20 protein-coding genes are annotated in these 17192 nt (G+C 31.4%); all 20 read left to right on the top strand.

Going from position 1 to position 17192, the window contains the following annotated elements:
• Positions 1-319: 319 nt before the first annotated feature.
• The 20 genes from rplS to I6E17_RS09595 all read left to right on the top strand — a co-directional run bounded on the left by rplS (position 320) and on the right by I6E17_RS09595 (position 17007).
• Positions 320-670, top strand: a complete 351-nt coding sequence (gene rplS, locus I6E17_RS09690; RefSeq protein WP_176829469.1) for a 50S ribosomal protein L19 — start codon at positions 320-322, stop codon at positions 668-670.
• 112 nt (positions 671-782) lie between these two features.
• Positions 783-1715: a signal peptidase I gene (lepB, locus tag I6E17_RS09685; protein WP_235237057.1), complete on the top strand. Its 933-nt coding sequence runs from the start codon at positions 783-785 to the stop codon at positions 1713-1715.
• 19 nt (positions 1716-1734) lie between these two features.
• Positions 1735-2154: a ribosomal protein S18-alanine N-acetyltransferase gene (gene rimI / locus I6E17_RS09680; RefSeq protein WP_235237056.1), complete on the top strand. Its 420-nt coding sequence runs from the start codon at positions 1735-1737 to the stop codon at positions 2152-2154.
• A 26-nt stretch (positions 2155-2180) separates the two neighbouring features.
• Entirely contained in the window at positions 2181-3614 is a 1434-nt protein-coding gene (gene purB, locus I6E17_RS09675; protein WP_176829472.1) for an adenylosuccinate lyase, read from the top strand.
• Positions 3615-3616: 2 nt separating this feature from the next.
• On the top strand, positions 3617-4150 hold the full coding sequence (locus tag I6E17_RS09670) for a Gx transporter family protein (protein WP_235237055.1): 534 nt from the start codon (positions 3617-3619) through the stop codon (positions 4148-4150).
• Entirely contained in the window at positions 4147-5505 is a 1359-nt protein-coding gene (gene glmM, locus I6E17_RS09665; RefSeq protein WP_176829474.1) for a phosphoglucosamine mutase, read from the top strand. The genes I6E17_RS09670 and glmM overlap by 4 nt, the downstream gene beginning before the upstream one ends.
• Before the next feature lie 37 nt (positions 5506-5542).
• Positions 5543-6262 carry a class I SAM-dependent DNA methyltransferase gene (locus I6E17_RS09660; RefSeq protein WP_235237054.1) on the top strand — a complete coding sequence of 240 codons (720 nt, stop codon included), beginning with the start codon at positions 5543-5545 and terminating at the stop codon, positions 6260-6262.
• Positions 6263-6397: 135 nt separating this feature from the next.
• The gene (locus I6E17_RS09655; protein ID WP_176829476.1) at positions 6398-6610 is read left to right on the top strand and encodes an AtpZ/AtpI family protein; all 213 of its coding nucleotides are present in this window, start codon (positions 6398-6400) and stop codon (positions 6608-6610) included.
• A 77-nt stretch (positions 6611-6687) separates the two neighbouring features.
• On the top strand, positions 6688-7062 hold the full coding sequence (locus I6E17_RS09650) for an ATPase (RefSeq protein WP_176829477.1): 375 nt from the start codon (positions 6688-6690) through the stop codon (positions 7060-7062).
• Positions 7063-7080: 18 nt separating this feature from the next.
• A complete protein-coding gene (gene atpB, locus I6E17_RS09645; RefSeq protein ID WP_176829478.1) occupies positions 7081-7893 on the top strand; it encodes a F0F1 ATP synthase subunit A in 813 nt (270 codons plus the stop codon).
• 35 nt (positions 7894-7928) lie between these two features.
• Entirely contained in the window at positions 7929-8219 is a 291-nt protein-coding gene (gene atpE / locus I6E17_RS09640; RefSeq protein ID WP_176829479.1) for an ATP synthase F0 subunit C, read from the top strand.
• A gap of 54 nt (positions 8220-8273) precedes the next feature.
• Positions 8274-8780, top strand: coding sequence for a F0F1 ATP synthase subunit B (atpF, locus tag I6E17_RS09635; protein WP_176829480.1), 507 nt, complete (start codon positions 8274-8276; stop codon positions 8778-8780).
• Entirely contained in the window at positions 8780-9307 is a 528-nt protein-coding gene (gene atpH, locus I6E17_RS09630) for an ATP synthase F1 subunit delta (RefSeq protein WP_235237059.1), read from the top strand. Before atpF ends, atpH begins: the two co-directional genes overlap by 1 nt.
• A gap of 27 nt (positions 9308-9334) precedes the next feature.
• The gene (atpA, locus tag I6E17_RS09625; RefSeq protein WP_235237053.1) at positions 9335-10837 is read left to right on the top strand and encodes a F0F1 ATP synthase subunit alpha; all 1503 of its coding nucleotides are present in this window, start codon (positions 9335-9337) and stop codon (positions 10835-10837) included.
• Positions 10838-10851: 14 nt separating this feature from the next.
• On the top strand, positions 10852-11703 hold the full coding sequence (atpG, locus tag I6E17_RS09620) for an ATP synthase F1 subunit gamma (RefSeq protein WP_176829482.1): 852 nt from the start codon (positions 10852-10854) through the stop codon (positions 11701-11703).
• 18 nt (positions 11704-11721) lie between these two features.
• Entirely contained in the window at positions 11722-13122 is a 1401-nt protein-coding gene (gene atpD, locus I6E17_RS09615; protein WP_235237052.1) for a F0F1 ATP synthase subunit beta, read from the top strand.
• A 2-nt stretch (positions 13123-13124) separates the two neighbouring features.
• On the top strand, positions 13125-13532 hold the full coding sequence (gene atpC / locus I6E17_RS09610) for an ATP synthase F1 subunit epsilon (protein WP_176829484.1): 408 nt from the start codon (positions 13125-13127) through the stop codon (positions 13530-13532).
• A 202-nt stretch (positions 13533-13734) separates the two neighbouring features.
• Positions 13735-14184, top strand: a complete 450-nt coding sequence (locus I6E17_RS09605; protein WP_235237050.1) for a coiled-coil domain-containing protein — start codon at positions 13735-13737, stop codon at positions 14182-14184.
• A gap of 24 nt (positions 14185-14208) precedes the next feature.
• On the top strand, positions 14209-15558 hold the full coding sequence (locus I6E17_RS09600; RefSeq protein ID WP_235237048.1) for a glucose-6-phosphate isomerase: 1350 nt from the start codon (positions 14209-14211) through the stop codon (positions 15556-15558).
• A 9-nt stretch (positions 15559-15567) separates the two neighbouring features.
• Positions 15568-17007, top strand: coding sequence for an aminopeptidase (locus I6E17_RS09595; RefSeq protein WP_176829486.1), 1440 nt, complete (start codon positions 15568-15570; stop codon positions 17005-17007).
• Positions 17008-17192 lie beyond the last annotated feature (185 nt).

Below are 17192 nucleotides of genomic sequence, written 5' to 3'. Positions count from 1 at the left end.
GGTAGAGCACACGACTGTTAATCGTGTTGTCGTTGGTTCAAGTCCAACAAGAAGCGCCATTTTTTATTTTTTGGAAAAATAAATTATAAGACTCAGACTATTAAAAAATAGATCTGAGTTTTTTTATATTTTAAAGAAAATATTTAAAATTTAGACTTAATAAATTAGTAAAATTTTGAAAAGTCATTGAAAATAAAGAGAAAAAAATAAATATATTTTGACAATATAGAAAAGATATGTTAAAATAACTAGGCTATATAAATAGATATTCCTCTTTAATGAAAAGGAATATTAAATGAATATCTAACAGGAGGAAAAAATGAAAGAAAGATTAATCGCGTTAATTGAAAAAGACTACCTAAGAACTGATATCCCTCAATTCAAAGCTGGGGACACAATCGCAGTTTACTACAAGGTAAAAGAAGGAAACAAAGAAAGAGTTCAACTTTTCCAAGGAACAGTAATCAGAGTAGCTGGTTCTGGAATCGCAAAAGCATTCACAGTTAGAAAAGTTGTAGACGGAATAGGAGTAGAAAGAATAATCCCTATGAACTCTCCAATGGTTGACAAAATTGAAGTGCTTAAAGTAGGAAAAGTAAGAAGAAGCAAACTTTACTACTTAAGAGGATTATCTGGTAAACAAGCTAGAATCAAAGAACTTAGAAAATAGTTTCAGAAAGCTAAGGGTATCATATACCTTTAGCTTTTTTTCATTTTTTGTGATAAAATATGACCATGAAATCTTAATAAATTAAAAGCTTAAAAAGAGAGGAAATCCAAATATGAGCAGAGAAAATCTTATATTAAACGGAGTGTTTTATCTTATCCTTACAATATTTTTTATTTATATATTTGTAAGAGAAAAATATATAGTTGAAAAAATAGCTAAATACAGAAACGGGTTTTCTGAAAAAATAATAAATATTTTTGGAGTAAAAGGAGATACAGGTAAGAAAGTTGTTCATAAAATAGTAAATGGAAGTGAAGCTATTATAACAGCTGTGGTTCTTGTTCTTATTATTCAAAGATTTTATATAGGAAATTTTATGGTTCCTACAGGATCTATGGAAACAACAATAATGCCAAAAGACAGACTTTTTGGAAATATGGTTGTGTATAAATTTAAAGCTCCTGAAAGAGAAGATATAGTTGTTTTTAAAGAACCTGTTGAAGATAAAGTTTTATATACAAAAAGAGTGATGGGACTTCCAGGAGAAAAAATTGCAATAAGAAATGGACATCTATTTGCAAATGGAAAAGAAATAAATTCAAGAGAATATTCTGCTCTTGGACAAATAGGAATAAATACATGGATTGTACCTAAAAAAGGCGATACAATAACTATAAAACCGGGAATGAATTATAATGAAGCTTATCAAAAGGTAAATTTTGATATAGGAAAAGTTCAAAAACTTATTCTTGAAAACGGGAATACAGATATAGTAGAGCAATTTCTTCCAAAATTAAAATTTTATGTTAACGGGGAAGAAACAGGAATGATTTTAGATTATCTTCATGACGAAAATATTTTGAAAAAAATAACTTCCGGAGAGACAGTTGAAATTATTCTTGATGAAGATTGTTATTTTATGCTTGGAGACAATACTAATGGAAGTTATGACTCAAGATTCTGGGGATTTGTAAAAGACAGTAGAATAAGAGGAAAAGCTGTCTTAAGATTTTGGCCTTTGAACAGAATATCAATTCTTAAATAAAAAAATTATGGAGAAATAAATGTTTACTATTTGTGAAAATAATAATCCAGAAGAAATATATAAACTTGAAAAAGAAATTTTTGGAAACAGTGCGTATACATTAAAACAGATTGATGACATATCAACTATGCCTGATATGTATAAAATAATCTCAGTAAAAGATGAAAATGGAATAACAGCAGGCTATGTCATTATTTTTAATAACAGCGATTCTCTTGAAATAATGAAAATAGGAGTAAATCCGCAATATAGAGAGAAAGGTTTTGGAACAATTCTTATTAACGAAATAAAAAAATCAAGAATGGAAATTTTTCTTGAGGTCCGTGAAAATAATGTGACAGCAAGAAAATTTTACGAAAAAAATGGTTTTAAAGAAGCTGGTAAAAGAAAAAACTATTATCGTGATACTAATGAAGCAGCAATAATAATGGTGTTTTAAATTTTTATTTATATAAAAGGAGTTTTATGGAAAAAAATATTTATTCAAATCCCTTAGTGGAAAGATACAGTTCAAAAGAGATGCTAGAAGTTTTCTCTCCTGTAAATAAATTTTCTACATGGAGAAAATTATGGGTAGCTCTTGCTGAAAGTGAAAAAGAATTAGGTCTTAATATAACAGATGAACAAATAAATGATATGAAAAATCATATTTATGATATTGATTTTGAAATGGCGAAACAGAGAGAAAAAGAAGTAAGACATGATGTAATGGCTCATGTTTATACATTTGGAATGCAAGCAAAATCAGCAATGCCAATAATCCATTTAGGAGCAACAAGTGCTTATGTAGGAGATAACACAGATCTTATTCAAATAAAAGAGGGACTTGCAGTTTTAAAAAAAGAAATTGTAAATGTTATGAATGGGCTTTCAAAATTTGCAATGGAATATAAAGGGATGCCTACTCTTGGATTTACACATTTTCAGGCAGCTCAGCTTACAACAGTGGGGAAAAGAGCGACTCTTTGGCTTCAAAGTCTTCTTCTTGATTTTGAAGAGTTAGAGTTCAGAGAAAAAACTTTAAGATTCAGAGGCGTTAAAGGGACAACAGGAACTCAAGCAAGCTTTGAAGAACTTTTTAATGGAGACTTTAAAAAAGTTAAGGCTCTTGATGAAATGGTAACAGAAAAAGCAGGATTTGAAAAAAGATTTATGGTTGCAGGTCAGACTTATGATAGAAAAATAGATTCTGAAATAATGAATCTTTTATCAAATATAGCCCAGTCAGCACATAAATTTACAAATGATTTAAGACTTTTACAGCATCTTAAAGAGATAGAAGAACCTTTTGAAAAAAATCAAATAGGTTCATCAGCAATGGCATATAAGAGAAATCCTATGAGAAGTGAAAGAATTTCATCACTTGCAAAATTTATAATAGCTCTTCAGCAGAGTACAGCTATGACAGCTTCTACTCAATGGTTTGAAAGAACTTTAGATGATTCTGCTAATAAAAGACTTTCTCTTCCTCAGGCATTTTTAGCAGCAGATGCAATTCTTATTATTTGGAAAAATATTCTTGATGGACTTGTAGTATATCCAAAAATGATAGAAAAACATATAATGGCTGAACTTCCTTTCATGGCAACAGAATACATAATAATGGAAGGTGTAAAAAATGGAGGAGACAGACAGGAGCTTCATGAAAAAATAAGAGTTCATTCAATGGAAGCGGGAAAAATGGTAAAAGTCCATGGACTTGAAAATGACTTGATTGAAAGAATATTAAATGATCCAAGCTTTAATATAGATAAAGAAAAATTAAAAGAGATTTTATCTCCTAAAAACTTTATTGGTTTTGCAGAGGAGCAGACAGAGGAATTTATAAATACAGAAATAAAACCAATTCTTGAAAAATATTCAAATCTTTTAGGAATGAATGCTGATCTTAAGGTGTAATTATGGAAAAAGTAAGAGAACGGAACAGCATAAGGAGAGAAAAATATCTTATATTTCTGATTCTGCTGTCCCTTTATCTTTCTCTTGCAGAGACACTTATTCCTAAACCTTTTCCATGGCTTAAACTTGGGCTTGCAAATATAGGTACAATAATAGCTTTGGAAAAATTTGGAAAGAAAATGGCAGTAGAAGTAACCATGTGCAGAATAATTATTCAAGGAATAATGATAGGAACACTTTTTAGTCCAGGATTTATAATAAGTTTAATATCAGGAATTGCAAGTGTGAATATTATGATACTTCTTTATAATTTCAGAAATAAGCTCAGTCTTGTTTCAATAAGTATTTTATCTGCTTTGGTGCATAATTTTGTTCAACTTTTGGTGGTTTATTTTCTGATGTTCAGAAACATGAACCTTCATTCAAGATATATAATGTTTTTTATAGTGGGATTTTTATTTTTAGGGTGTATTGCAGGAGCAGTAACAGGGTTTATAGGAGAAAAACTATTACTTAGAAGGAGTTGTATAAAATGAGAAAATATTTTGGAACAGATGGTATAAGAGGAGAGGCTAACAGAGAACTTACAGCAGAACTAGCAATGAAACTAGGATATGCTTTAGGATATTACTTAAGACAGGAGAATCCTCAAAAGAAAAAATTAAAAGTAATTATGGGTTCTGATACTAGAATTTCAGGATATATGCTTAGATCAGCACTTTCAGCAGGACTTACTGCTATGGGAATAAACATTGATTTCGTAGGTGTTATACCTACTCCTGGGGTTGCTTTTATAACACAAGCTAAAGGAGCAGAAGCTGGAATTATGATATCAGCATCTCATAATCCTGCAAAAGACAATGGAATAAAAATATTTGCAAAAGATGGATGTAAATTACCTGATGAGATTGAACTTGAACTTGAAAAGTTAATAGATAGATATGCTGAAATAACTGCAGAGCCTCTTGCAGGAGATGAAGTAGGAAAATTTAAGTATGCAGAAGACGATTATTTCTTATATAGAGATCATCTTAAATCAATAGTTAACGGAGATTTTTCAGGAATGAAAATAATTTTAGACGCTGCAAATGGATCAGCATACAGAGCAGCTAAAGATGTATTTTTATCACTTGGAGCTGAAATAGTTGTAATAAATGATGCTCCAAATGGAAAAAATATCAATGTTAGATGTGGATCAACACATCCTGAAATACTTTCAAAAGTTGTTATGGGATATGAAGCTGACTTAGGTCTTGCATATGATGGAGACGCAGACAGATTAATTGCTGTTGACAGAAATGGAAAAATTGTTGATGGAGATAAAATAATAGCAACTCTTGCAGTGGATATGAAGAAAAAAAATATTCTTGTAAACAACAGAGTTGTAACAACAGTAATGAGTAACATGGGACTTGAGTCTTTCCTTAATGATAATGGAATAGTTTTAGTAAGAGCAAATGTCGGAGACAGATATGTTCTTGAAAAAATGAAAAGCCAAGGACTTAATATAGGAGGAGAACAGTCAGGACATATTATTCTTCTTGATTATGGAACAACAGGAGATGGAATACAGTCATCTTTAAAACTTGTAGAAGTTGTAAGAGACAGTGGAAAAACTCTTGACGAACTTGTTGGATTGATTCCAGAATGGCCTCAGGTTTTAATAAATGTAAGAGTAGATAATGTAAAGAAAAATCTGTGGGATAAAAATGAAAATATAACTTCTTTCATAAAGGAAAAAGAAAAATTTATGGGAAATGAAGGAAGAGTTCTTGTAAGAACTTCAGGAACAGAGCCTATTGTAAGAGTAATGGTTGAAGGAAAAAATGCAGAATCAGTAAAAGCCATTGCAGAAGAAATAGCTGAAGTTGTAAAAAAAGAGCTAGCATAAAATAAAAAAATAATATAAATTTCAGGGAGAAAATATAATGTATAAAAATTTTTCTAAGGTCTATGACAAATTTATGGAAGTCTGTAACTATGATGAATGGATTGAGATTCTTGAAAAATATATAAAAGAATATAATCCTGAAGGAAAAAAAGTTTTAGATTTAGGCTGTGGAACGGGAAAAAATTTGCTCAAACTGTCAGAGAAGTATGAGTGTACTGGGTTGGATTTGTCAGAGGAGATGCTGAAAAGGGCTAAAATAAGATTAAAGGGCAAAAATGTACCATTATTCTTGGGCGATATGAGAGCATTTGATACAGGAGAAAAATATGACATTATATTTTCTTTTTTTGACACAGTAAATCATCTTACTTCATCTGAAGATTTATTGGATTTATTTAATAGTGTAAGAAATTCTCTTAATAAACAAGGGATTTATATATTTGATGTTGTAGATAGAGAATTTATGGATAAAATGTTTGCTAATGATGTATATGCAGATAACAGAAAAGATTTTGCTGTTATTTGGGAACATTTTTATGACGAAGAAGAAAATATTGACCAAATAGAAGCTACATATTTTGTAAAAAATAAAAATAAAACTTTTGACAAACTAACAGAGTACTATGAGAAGAGAATTTTCACAGAAAGTGAAATTTTTAACTGTTCAAAAAATGCTCAATTAGCTCTTGTAAAATACGAAAAAAATGATAAAATAGCAGATAAGAGATTTTTTTATATTTTAAAAAATGAAGAATAGAAAATAATAAAATTCCATTGCCAATGTACGAAAATAAATAAAAAAATTTTTTATACGAAAAAATGGTATACAAAGGTAAAATTTTAGAACAAAATTTTAATTGTTGTAGAAAATACTTTATGAAGGGAAGAAAAAATGTTAAAATTTGATAGAGATTTTTTTAAATATTTATCCCTTTTAGGAACTCTTGGTTTTATTATTATGGGAAATATTTTGGTATCTTTAGCTATTTATAGATATATAATAGCAAGATATGTATGTGAAAGTCCTGTGCTTTTTATAATATTTCTTCTTCTTGGTATTGCCAGTGGGTTTTATAGTGTTTATCAACAGATAATGAAAAAATAAAAAAAACTTGACTTTACGGTCAGGTTATAGGGTATAATTATCGTGCTGGTTAAAAATAAAAAAAGAAAGGTTTTTGTATGGATGAAATAAAAAATTTGATGAGGAGAGCTTTTATTACTTCTGGAATAATAATTATATACGGGCTTATTATAAAAGAAAAAATGGTCTGCATAGGAATGTTTGGAGGTTCTCTGATTTCCATACTTGCTTTTTATATGATTTGCATTGATGTAAAATCCATTACAGTAAGAGGCGGATCTTACAAAGCTGGGATTATAGGTTATCTGAAAAGATATCTTCTTTATGGAATCTCTTTAGGATCAGCAGCTTATTTTTTTGGAACAGGAATGATGTTAAGTACAGCCATTGGATTATTAAACATAAAATTTAATATCTATATAATGGTTTTATATAAAAATTTTGTAAAATTTAAAAATAAGTACTTAAAGTAAGAAGAGAGGAGGGTTTATATGAACATAGGTTTTTTTACTCCACCTCTGGTAGAAGGGCCAAGAATAGTGTTTTTCGTACCATTGCCAGAATTTCTTAACAGACTTCCTATAGCAATGGATATGGGAAACGGCCAATATGGTCTTCCTGTTACGATTACAGTAATAGGAACTTGGTTCTGTATGCTTGTTTTATTTTTACTGTTTAGGACAGGGACAAGAAAATTGGAGCTTATACCAAAAAATGGGCTTCAAACAGCTTTGGAATCTTTATATGTATTCCTTGATGGACTAGTTGAACAGATGATAGGAAGCTGGAAGAAAAAATATTTTTCTTTCATAGCTACAATATTTATCTTTATTTTAACAAGTAACTTGCTGACATTTTTCTTCCCAATACCATGGCCAACTTTTGGACCAGATGGGACAGTAACAGTATCACCTGCTTTCCGTGCACCAACTATGGATTTAAATACAACAGTAGGTTTAGCAATAGTGGTAGCAGTGGTATTTATAGGAACAAGTATTAAGAGAAACGGAGTGTTTGGTTATGCCAAAGGCTTTTTAGACCCAGTACCTGTTATGTTACCTTTAAACATAGTAGGAGAATTAGCAAAACCAGTAAATATGTCAATGAGACTTTTCGGAAACATGTTTGCCGGTTCAGTAATCATGGGGCTTCTTTACAAAGCAGCACCATGGGTTGTACCAGCACCTCTGCATTTATATTTTGATTTATTTGCAGCAGTGGTACAAAGTTTCGTATTCACAATGCTTACAATGGTTCATATTCAAGGAGCATTGGGTGATTCCACAATGGAAGAAGAAAGATAAAAAACAAAAATTCAGAAAATTCAGGAGGTATTCTAATGGATATTTTAGTAGCAAAAACAATAGTTTTAGCAGCATCAGCAATTGGTGCAGGATGTGCAATGATAGCTGGACTTGGACCAGGGATTGGAGAAGGTTATGCAGCAGGTAAAGCAGTAGAAGCAGTTGCAAGACAACCAGAAGCAAAAAGTAACATCATCTCTACAATGATACTTGGACAAGCAGTAGCAGAATCAACAGGTATTTACTCACTTGTTATAGCTATGATTCTATTATATGCAAACCCATTTATGTCAATATTAGAGAAAGCTGCAGAGCTTGTTAAGTAAGAACTAGATAAATTAGTTACAAAAATTAATTAATCTAGGAAGGAGGTAATAATCTTGGCACCACAAAATATGCCTGCAATTTCAATTGATATAAATATGTTTTGGCAGATAATAAACTTTTTTATACTTATTGTAGTGTTCAATAAGTATTTCAAGCATCCTCTTAGAAGAATAATAAGAGAGAGACAAGCAAAAATAGCTGGAGAACTTGAAGATGCTAAAAAAGATAAACAAGCTGCTAAAGATGCAAAAGAAGAAGCAGAAGAAATCTTAAAGCAAGCCAGAATAGAAGCACATAAAATAATCAGTTTATCAGAAAAGAAAGCTGATGATAGAAAAGAAGAGATTTTAAGAGAGGCAACAACACAAAGAGACAAGATTTTAAAAAGTGCTGAAGTAGAAGTAGGTAAGATGAAAGCAAGAGCAAGAGAAGTAATAAGAGAAGAAATGCAAACTCTTGCAGTTCAACTTGCAGAAAAAATTATTACTGAAAAATTAGATTCAAAAGCTGGAAATCTGTTAATAGACGACTTTATTGACAAGGTAGGGGACGCCGAATGATAGCAGACAGCCAAATAGGAAAAAGATATGCAGAAGCAATTTTTGAAATAGCAGAATCTAATAACAGTGTAAAAAATGTTTATGAAGCACTTAACAGCCTAATGGAATCTTATAAAACAGATAAAGAATTCAAGAATTTTATAGATCATCCTCTTATTACAAATGAGGAAAAAATAGAAGCTCTTGGAAAAATTTATGAAAATGAAAATCAAGAAGTAAAAAATATAATATTTTATATTCTTGAAAAAAACAGAATGGCAAATATCAGAGAGATAGTTGCTGAGTATCTGAAAATTTATTATGCTAAAAATCAGATACTTGATGTAGAAGCTACTTTCGCAAAAGAACTTACAAAAGAACAAAGAGAAAGACTTATACATAAATTAGAGATAAAAACTAAGAAAAAGATAAACCTAGTAGAAAAAGTAGATGCCAGCATAATCGGTGGTGGAATTCTTAAAATCGGAGATAGAATTATTGACGGTACAGTAAGAACTCAACTGGATTCTCTGGTTAAGTCACTGTAAACTACACATAAATTGGAGGTGTAATCGTTGAATATCAGACCAGAAGAGGTAAGTAACATAATTAGAACTGAGATAGAAAATTATAAAAAAAGCCTCGATATAAAAACTTCAGGTTCTGTATTGGAAGTCGGAGACGGTATTGCTAGAATATACGGTCTTAGCAACGCTAAAGCTGGAGAACTTCTTGAGTTTACAAATGGAATAATGGGAATGGTTTTAAACCTTGAAGAAAACAATGTAGGAGCCGTTATTCTTGGAGATTTCTCTCAAATAAAAGAGGGAGACGAAGTAAAAGCAACAGGAAGAATAGTATCTGTTCCTGCAGGGGAAGGATTCCTTGGAAGAGTTGTTAATGCTTTAGGTGAGCCTATTGACGGAAAAGGTGAAATTGAAGCAGTTAAATATATGGATATAGAAAGAAAGGCTTCTGGAATTATTTCCAGAAAACCAGTATTTGAGCCTTTACAGACTGGTATTAAATCAATAGATGGAATGGTACCAATTGGAAGAGGACAAAGAGAACTTATAATCGGAGACAGACAGACTGGTAAAACAGCAATAGCTGTTGATGCTATTATCAATCAAAAAGGTACAGGAGTAAAATGTATCTATGTTGCAATAGGTCAAAAAAGATCAACTGTAGCTCAGATTTATAAAAAATTAGAAGATTTAGGTGCTATGGAATATACAACAATAGTGGCAGCTACTGCATCTGAAGCAGCACCATTACAATATCTTGCTCCATACGCAGGAGTTGCTATGGGAGAATATTTCATGGACAAAGGGGAACATGTTTTAATAATATATGATGACCTTTCAAAACATGCTGTAGCTTACAGAGAAATGTCTCTTTTATTAAAAAGACCACCAGGAAGAGAAGCTTATCCTGGAGATGTATTCTACCTTCACTCAAGACTTCTTGAAAGAGCAGCAAAATTATCTGATGAACTTGGAGGAGGTTCAATAACAGCACTTCCTATTATTGAAACTCAGGCAGGAGATGTTTCTGCATATATTCCAACAAATGTAATTTCTATTACAGACGGTCAGATTTTCCTTGATTCTCAATTATTTAACTCAGGATTCAGACCTGCTATCAATGCAGGAATTTCAGTATCAAGGGTTGGAGGATCAGCTCAGATTAAAGCTATGAAACAGGTTGCTGCAAAAGTAAAACTTGAACTTGCACAATATACAGAACTTCTTACATTTGCACAATTTGGATCAGATCTTGATAAAGCAACTAAAGCTCAGCTTGAAAGAGGACACAGAATTATGGCTGTATTAAAACAACCTCAAAACAGACCTTATGCTGTTGAAAAACAAGTTGTGTCTTTCTTCGCAGTTACAAATGGATATTTAGATGATATAGCTGTTGAAGATGTAAATAGATTTGAAAATGAGCTTATAAAAGAGCTAGAAAATACAACTTCTATCTTAGATGAGATAAGAGAGAAGAAAGCGTTAGATAAAGAGCTTGAAGCTAAATTAGTAGAAGCTGTAAACGCATTTAAAAAGAATTTTAACTAAGAAGAGGTGAGAAAATGGCTGGTTCTGGAGAAATTAGAGACAGAATAAAAAGTGTCCAGTCTACTCATCAGATTACAAAGGCTATGGAGATTGTTTCCACAACAAAATTTAAAAAATTTGCATCAATAGTGGCACAATCAAGACCTTACTCTGACAGCATTCATGAAATTCTTAAAAATATAGCTGCAGGAGTAAAGCATGAAAATCACCCTCTTTTTGATGGAAAAAAAGAAGTGAGAAAAATAGGAGTTATCGTAATGACATCTGACAGAGGTCTTTGCGGAAGCTTTAACAGTAATACTCTTAAAAAACTTAAAGAGTTTGAAGAAAATCATGCAGGAAAAGAAGTCTCTGTAATAGCAATAGGAAAAAAAGGAAGAGATTACTGCGCTAAAAGAAATTATGATTTAAAGGCAGAATATACACAGCTTATTCCAGAAACAATGTTTGAAAAAGCAAAGGAAATAAGTGAAAATATAGTTGAATATTACTATGCAGATATATTTGATGAAGTGTATGTTATTTACAATAAATTTGTATCAGCTTTAAGATGTGATTTAACAGTAAGAAAACTTATTCCTATTGAAAGAGTAGAAACAGATACTAATACATCATATATATTTGAACCTGATGCAGAAGCAATTCTTTCAAGTCTGCTTCCTAAATATTTAAACATAGAATTGTATCAGGCAATATTGGACAATACAGCTAGTGAGCACTCTTCAAGAAAAAATTCAATGAAGAATGCAACAGACAATGCTGAAGAGATGATGAAAGAATTAAATCTTCAATATAACAGAGAAAGACAGGCTGCTATCACTCAGGAAATTTCTGAGATTGTTGGAGGAGCAGCAGCATTAAAATAATAAGAGGGAGGCAATGAATTGGAGAATAAAGGAACTCTTACACAGATAATAGGTCCCGTAGTAGACGTCGTTTTTAAAAACGAATTGCCTAAAATATACAACGCCCTTAAAGTAAAAGTGGGTGAAAGAGAATTAGTATTAGAAGTTGCTCAGCATATGGGTAATAATGTAGTAAGAACAGTTGCTATGGATGATACTAATGGTCTACAAAGAGGAATGGAAGTTATAGATACAGGAGCACCTATAATGGTTCCTGTTGGAAAAGCTGTTTTAGGAAGAATCCTAAATGTATTAGGACAACCAGTTGATAATGCTGGTCCTATAGCAACAGAAGAAAGATTACCTATTCACAGAGATGCACCAGATTTTGAATCTCAAGGTACTGAAGTAGAAATCTTTGAAACAGGTATAAAAGTAATAGATCTTCTTGCACCATATATAAAAGGTGGAAAAATAGGTCTGTTCGGAGGAGCTGGAGTTGGAAAAACAGTTCTTATAATGGAGCTTATTAACAATATAGCTAAAGGGCACGGAGGACTTTCTGTATTCGCAGGAGTTGGAGAAAGAACAAGAGAAGGTAGAGACCTTTATGATGAAATGACTGAGTCAGGAGTTCTTTCAAAAACATCACTTGTTTACGGACAGATGAACGAGCCACCTGGAGCAAGACTTAGAGTAGGTCTTACAGGTCTTACAATAGCAGAAAACTTCAGAGATAAAGAAGGACAAGATGTTCTTCTATTTATAGATAATATATTCAGATTTACACAAGCAGGATCAGAAGTATCTGCCCTTCTTGGAAGAACACCATCAGCAGTTGGATATCAACCAAACCTTGCTACAGAAATGGGAGCTCTTCAAGAAAGAATTACTTCTACAAAAACAGGTTCAATAACATCTGTTCAGGCTGTATATGTGCCTGCAGACGACCTTACTGACCCTGCACCAGCTACAACATTCTCACACTTAGATGCAACAACAGTTCTTTCAAGAAGAATAGCTTCTCTTGGAATATATCCTGCTGTTGACCCTCTTGATTCTACATCAAAAGCACTTGATGCAGATATAGTTGGAAATGAGCATTATACAGTTGCCAGAGAAGTTCAGGCTGTATTACAAAGATATAAAGAATTACAAGATATCATTGCTATCTTAGGTATGGATGAATTATCAGATGAAGATAAGATGACTGTATCAAGAGCAAGAAAAATAGAGAAATTCTTCTCTCAACCATTCTCTGTTGCAGAGCAGTTTACAGGAATGGCAGGAAAATATGTTCCTATAAAAGAAACTGTAAGAGGATTTAAAGAAATTCTTGAAGGTAAACATGATGACCTTCCTGAACAAGCATTTTTATATGTAGGAACAATAGAAGAAGCTATTGCAAAAGGAAGAGAGTTAATGAAGGGAGCTGAATAATTATGGCGAACTTTAGACTTGAAATCGTAACACCAAGTGGAAAAATATATTCTAATGATGTAGAGTTTGTTCTTGTTAGAACAACAGAAGGAGATATGGGAATTCTTGCAAATCACTCTCCTTTCGTTGCAGGTCTTGCTGTAGGTGAGATGATTGTAAGAGAGGAAAAAGGAAAAGAAATTCCTTATTATGTTTCTGGAGGATTTTTAGAAATAAATTCCAATAAAGTAATAGTTCTTGTTGATGAGGCAATGCTGGCATCAGAAATTGACCTTGAAAATGCAAGAAAAGAAGCAGCTTTTGCAGAAGAAAAACTTAAAAAACTTACTGAAGATAAGAATATTATTTTAACTCAGAAAAGTTTACATGAAGCTTTAGTAAAAGTGAGCATAGCAGAAAAATTATTATAGAATTTTTTTACAGTACAGTGAGAGCTGTACTGTTTTTTTATATTTAAATAACAAAACAGAGAAAAAGAGTGTCAAAACTATTAAAGCTCTGTATGAGAAATTTTACTTTTTTTACTTATTGTTTTTAACAGAAATCAGTTGTTATTGATAAGGGCTTAGTGTTGTGATATACTGAGAGTATAAATGACAGAGGAGGAATTTCATGAAGAAACTAACAGTAGCAGTGTCTTTTTTTATTATTTCTGTACTGTCTTACAGTGAATTAAAATATGAAGATATTGATAAAAACCACTGGGCTTATAAGTCTGTTGAAAAATTAGTAGCAGAAGGAGTAATAGAGGAAGATTCCTTTAGGTTTGAAGGGAATAAACCTCTTACAAGATACCAATTTGCATATGATTTATCAAATGCATTGAATAAAATTGATTTGGAAAAAGCCAATAAAAAAGAATTGGAAATTTTGGAGACTCTCGTTGTGGATTTTTCAAATGAACTTAATAAAATAGGGTTTGATGCTAAAACTTTTGATGAAAGAGTTGAAAATATAGAGAATGAAATAAAAAGATTGAATGATGCAATCAATAAAAATAATGAAACCATAAAGAAACTTGAAGAAAGAATAAAAGTTTTAGAAAAAGAAATTGGTATTTAAAAAATTCATAACAAGGGGGAAAAGATGAACAAGTTAAGTTTAGACTTATCAAAAACACTTGATTTTGTAAGTGAAGAAAAATTAATGGGGATGGAAGCAGAAGTAAATGCTGCAGTTAAAACTCTTGAAGAGGGAACAGGAGCAGGAAATGACTTTTTAGGATGGATAAACCTTCCTACAGATTATGATAAAGATGAATTTGAAAGAATTAAAAAGGCTGCTGAAAAAATAAAATCTGATTCAGATGTACTTGTAGTAGTTGGTATTGGAGGATCATATCTTGGTGCAAGAGCTGCAATAGAATTACTATCACATACTTTTTATAATAAACTTTCTAAAGAAGAAAGAAAAGCTCCTGAAATTTATTTTGCAGGAAACAGTATATCTGGAACTTATCTTTCTCATTTAATTCAAGTGATAGGAGACAGAGATTTTTCTGTAAATGTAATTTCTAAATCAGGAACTACAACAGAGCCTGCTATTGCTTTTAGAATCTTTAAAGAAATGCTTGAGAAAAAATACGGTGTTGAAGAAGCAAGAAAAAGAATATATGCTACAACAGATGCTGCTAAGGGAGCACTTAAAAAATTATCAACAGAAGAAGGATATGAAACTTTCACAATTCCTGATAATGTAGGTGGAAGATTTTCTGTTTTAACACCAGTAGGACTTCTTCCAATAGCAGCAGCAGGAATCTCTATAGACGATTTAATGGCAGGAGCAAGAGAAGCTCAAAACGACTATAAAGCTGATTATAAAAATAATGACTGTTATAAATATGCTGCAATGAGAAATCTTCTTTTAAGAGGAGGAAAATCAATAGAACTTCTTATAAACTATGAACCAAAAGTTCACTTTGTAGCAGAATGGTGGAAACAATTATTTGGAGAATCAGAAGGAAAAGATGGAAAAGGAATATTCCCTGCTTCAGTTGATTTAAGTACAGATCTACATTCAATGGGACAATATATTCAAGATGGTCAGAGAATATTATTTGAAACATTAATAGATGTTGTTTCTCCAGATGCAGATGTGGTAATTCCATTTGATGAAGCAGACTTAGATGGATTAAATTATATTGCAGGAAAAGGAATGAATTTTGTAAATCAAAAAGCAATGGAAGGAACTCAGCTGGCTCATATGGATGGGGGAGTACCTAATATAAGAATAGCAGTACCTAAAATGGATGCTTTTAACTTAGGATACTTATTCTATTTCTTTGAGAAAGCATGTGGTGTAAGTGGATATCTTTTAGGTGTAAATCCATTTAATCAACCAGGTGTTGAAGCTTACAAGAAAAACATGTTTGCTCTATTAGGAAAAGCTGGATATGAAAAAGAAGCTGAGGTTTTAAATAAAAGACTTAAGAAATAAGGTGATACTATGTTGTACAAAAAAGTAAACGGTTGGAAAGATATTTCTCCAGAAAAAGTAGAAAAGATTTTTACTATGGGTGAGGAATATAAAAAAGTGTTGGATATTGGAAAAACTGAAAGAGAATTTATAGATTTCAGTGTTGAACTTGCAAAAGAATGTGGATTTGTTGATGCAAGATTTAAAGAAACTCTTGTTCCAGGAGATAAAATTTACTATGTCAACAGAGAAAAAAATGCAGTTCTTGCAGTAATAGGAAAAGAAGATATTTTAAATGGAATTAATTATGTTGTATCTCATATTGATTCGCCAAGACTTGATCTTAAAGCAAATCCTCTATATGAAGAATTTGAACTTGCTTATATGAAAACACATTATTATGGAGGAATAAAAAAATATCAATGGGCTTCTATTCCACTAGCACTTCATGGAGTTGTTGTTCTTGGAAATGGAAGAAAGGTAAAAATAGTAATAGGAGAGCATGAAGATGATCCTGTATTTACTGTTCCTGATATTCTTCCTCATCTTGATAGAGTTGTTCAAGGAGAAAGAAAAGCAAGAGAAGTGATAAAAGGAGAAGAACTTCAGATTATAGTAGGATCAATTCCTTCAATAATAAAAGATGATGAAATAAAAGAACTTGTAAAATACAGTGTTCTTGAGAGACTTAATAAAGCTTATGGAATGACAGAAGAAGATTTTATTTCAGCTGAACTTGAACTTGTTCCAAGCCAAAGAGCTAAAGATGTAGGAATAGACAGATCTCTTATAGGAGCTTATGGACAAGATGACAGAATATGTGGATATACTTCATTAAGAGCTATACTTGATATAGAGGGTATTCCTGAAAGAACAGCAGTATGTTTCCTTGCTGATAAGGAAGAAACTGGCTCAGATGGTTCTACAGGGCTTCAGAGTCAATATCTTGAATATTTTACAAGTGACATGATAGCTAAAGCTAAAGGAATATATTCTGATCTTTATTTAAAAGAAACATTATGGAATTCTAAAGCATTATCTTCAGATGTAACAGTAGGAATAGATCCTGTATTTAAGAGTGTAAATGATCCTCAAAATGCAGCTCAGCTTAATTATGGTATAGTTATTACTAAATATACAGGTTCAGGTGGAAAATACAGTACAAATGATGCTGATGCAGAATATGTTGGAGAAATAAGAAAACTACTTAATGATAATGGAGTAAAATGGCAAACAGGAATGCTTGGAAAAATAGATGAAGGTGGAGGAGGAACAGTAGCAAAATATCTTGCAATGAAAGGTATAAGAACTATAGATGTAGGTCCTGCTCTTCTTGCAATGCATTCACCTTTTGAAGTTTCTTCTAAACTTGATGTCTATGAAACATACAGAGCATATAAAGTTTTCTTTGAAGGACCAAGACATGAAGAAAAGAAATATATAACTAAAAGCAACAAAATATATTTATAAAATAAAAAAATAAAGTGAGGCTGTTAGTCAGCTTCACTTTTTTATAAAAAAATTTAGTATTTTTATAAAATATTAAGAAAAAATTTTTAAAATATTTTATATAAATAAAATATTGATTTGTAAAGGATAGTTTAAATTTTGTAAAAATAAAATAAAAATTTTTAATATTTTTTCAAAAAAGTTGT

It is taken from the genome of Fusobacterium perfoetens (assembly GCF_021531595.1).
Lineage (GTDB): Bacteria > Fusobacteriota > Fusobacteriia > Fusobacteriales > Fusobacteriaceae > Fusobacterium_B.
This window is presented reverse-complemented; position numbering and strand designations above follow the sequence as displayed.

Excerpts from the sequence above, each read along its gene's own strand:
- purB (WP_176829472.1), top strand. The coding sequence starts at position 2,181 with ATGGAAAAAAATATTTATTCAAATCCCTTAGTGGAAAGATACAGTTCA.
- atpC (WP_176829484.1), top strand. The coding sequence starts at position 13,125 with ATGGCGAACTTTAGACTTGAAATCGTAACACCAAGTGGAAAAATATAT.
- atpB (WP_176829478.1), top strand. The coding sequence starts at position 7,081 with ATGAACATAGGTTTTTTTACTCCACCTCTGGTAGAAGGGCCAAGAATA.
- rplS (WP_176829469.1), top strand. The coding sequence starts at position 320 with ATGAAAGAAAGATTAATCGCGTTAATTGAAAAAGACTACCTAAGAACT.
- I6E17_RS09600 (WP_235237048.1), top strand. The coding sequence starts at position 14,209 with ATGAACAAGTTAAGTTTAGACTTATCAAAAACACTTGATTTTGTAAGT.
- lepB (WP_235237057.1), top strand. The coding sequence starts at position 783 with ATGAGCAGAGAAAATCTTATATTAAACGGAGTGTTTTATCTTATCCTT.
- rimI (WP_235237056.1), top strand. The coding sequence starts at position 1,735 with ATGTTTACTATTTGTGAAAATAATAATCCAGAAGAAATATATAAACTT.
- glmM (WP_176829474.1), top strand. The coding sequence starts at position 4,147 with ATGAGAAAATATTTTGGAACAGATGGTATAAGAGGAGAGGCTAACAGA.
- atpE (WP_176829479.1), top strand. The coding sequence starts at position 7,929 with ATGGATATTTTAGTAGCAAAAACAATAGTTTTAGCAGCATCAGCAATT.
- I6E17_RS09595 (WP_176829486.1), top strand. The coding sequence starts at position 15,568 with ATGTTGTACAAAAAAGTAAACGGTTGGAAAGATATTTCTCCAGAAAAA.
- atpG (WP_176829482.1), top strand. The coding sequence starts at position 10,852 with ATGGCTGGTTCTGGAGAAATTAGAGACAGAATAAAAAGTGTCCAGTCT.
- I6E17_RS09660 (WP_235237054.1), top strand. The coding sequence starts at position 5,543 with ATGTATAAAAATTTTTCTAAGGTCTATGACAAATTTATGGAAGTCTGT.
- I6E17_RS09670 (WP_235237055.1), top strand. The coding sequence starts at position 3,617 with ATGGAAAAAGTAAGAGAACGGAACAGCATAAGGAGAGAAAAATATCTT.
- I6E17_RS09650 (WP_176829477.1), top strand. The coding sequence starts at position 6,688 with ATGGATGAAATAAAAAATTTGATGAGGAGAGCTTTTATTACTTCTGGA.
- I6E17_RS09605 (WP_235237050.1), top strand. The coding sequence starts at position 13,735 with ATGAAGAAACTAACAGTAGCAGTGTCTTTTTTTATTATTTCTGTACTG.
- I6E17_RS09655 (WP_176829476.1), top strand. The coding sequence starts at position 6,398 with ATGTTAAAATTTGATAGAGATTTTTTTAAATATTTATCCCTTTTAGGA.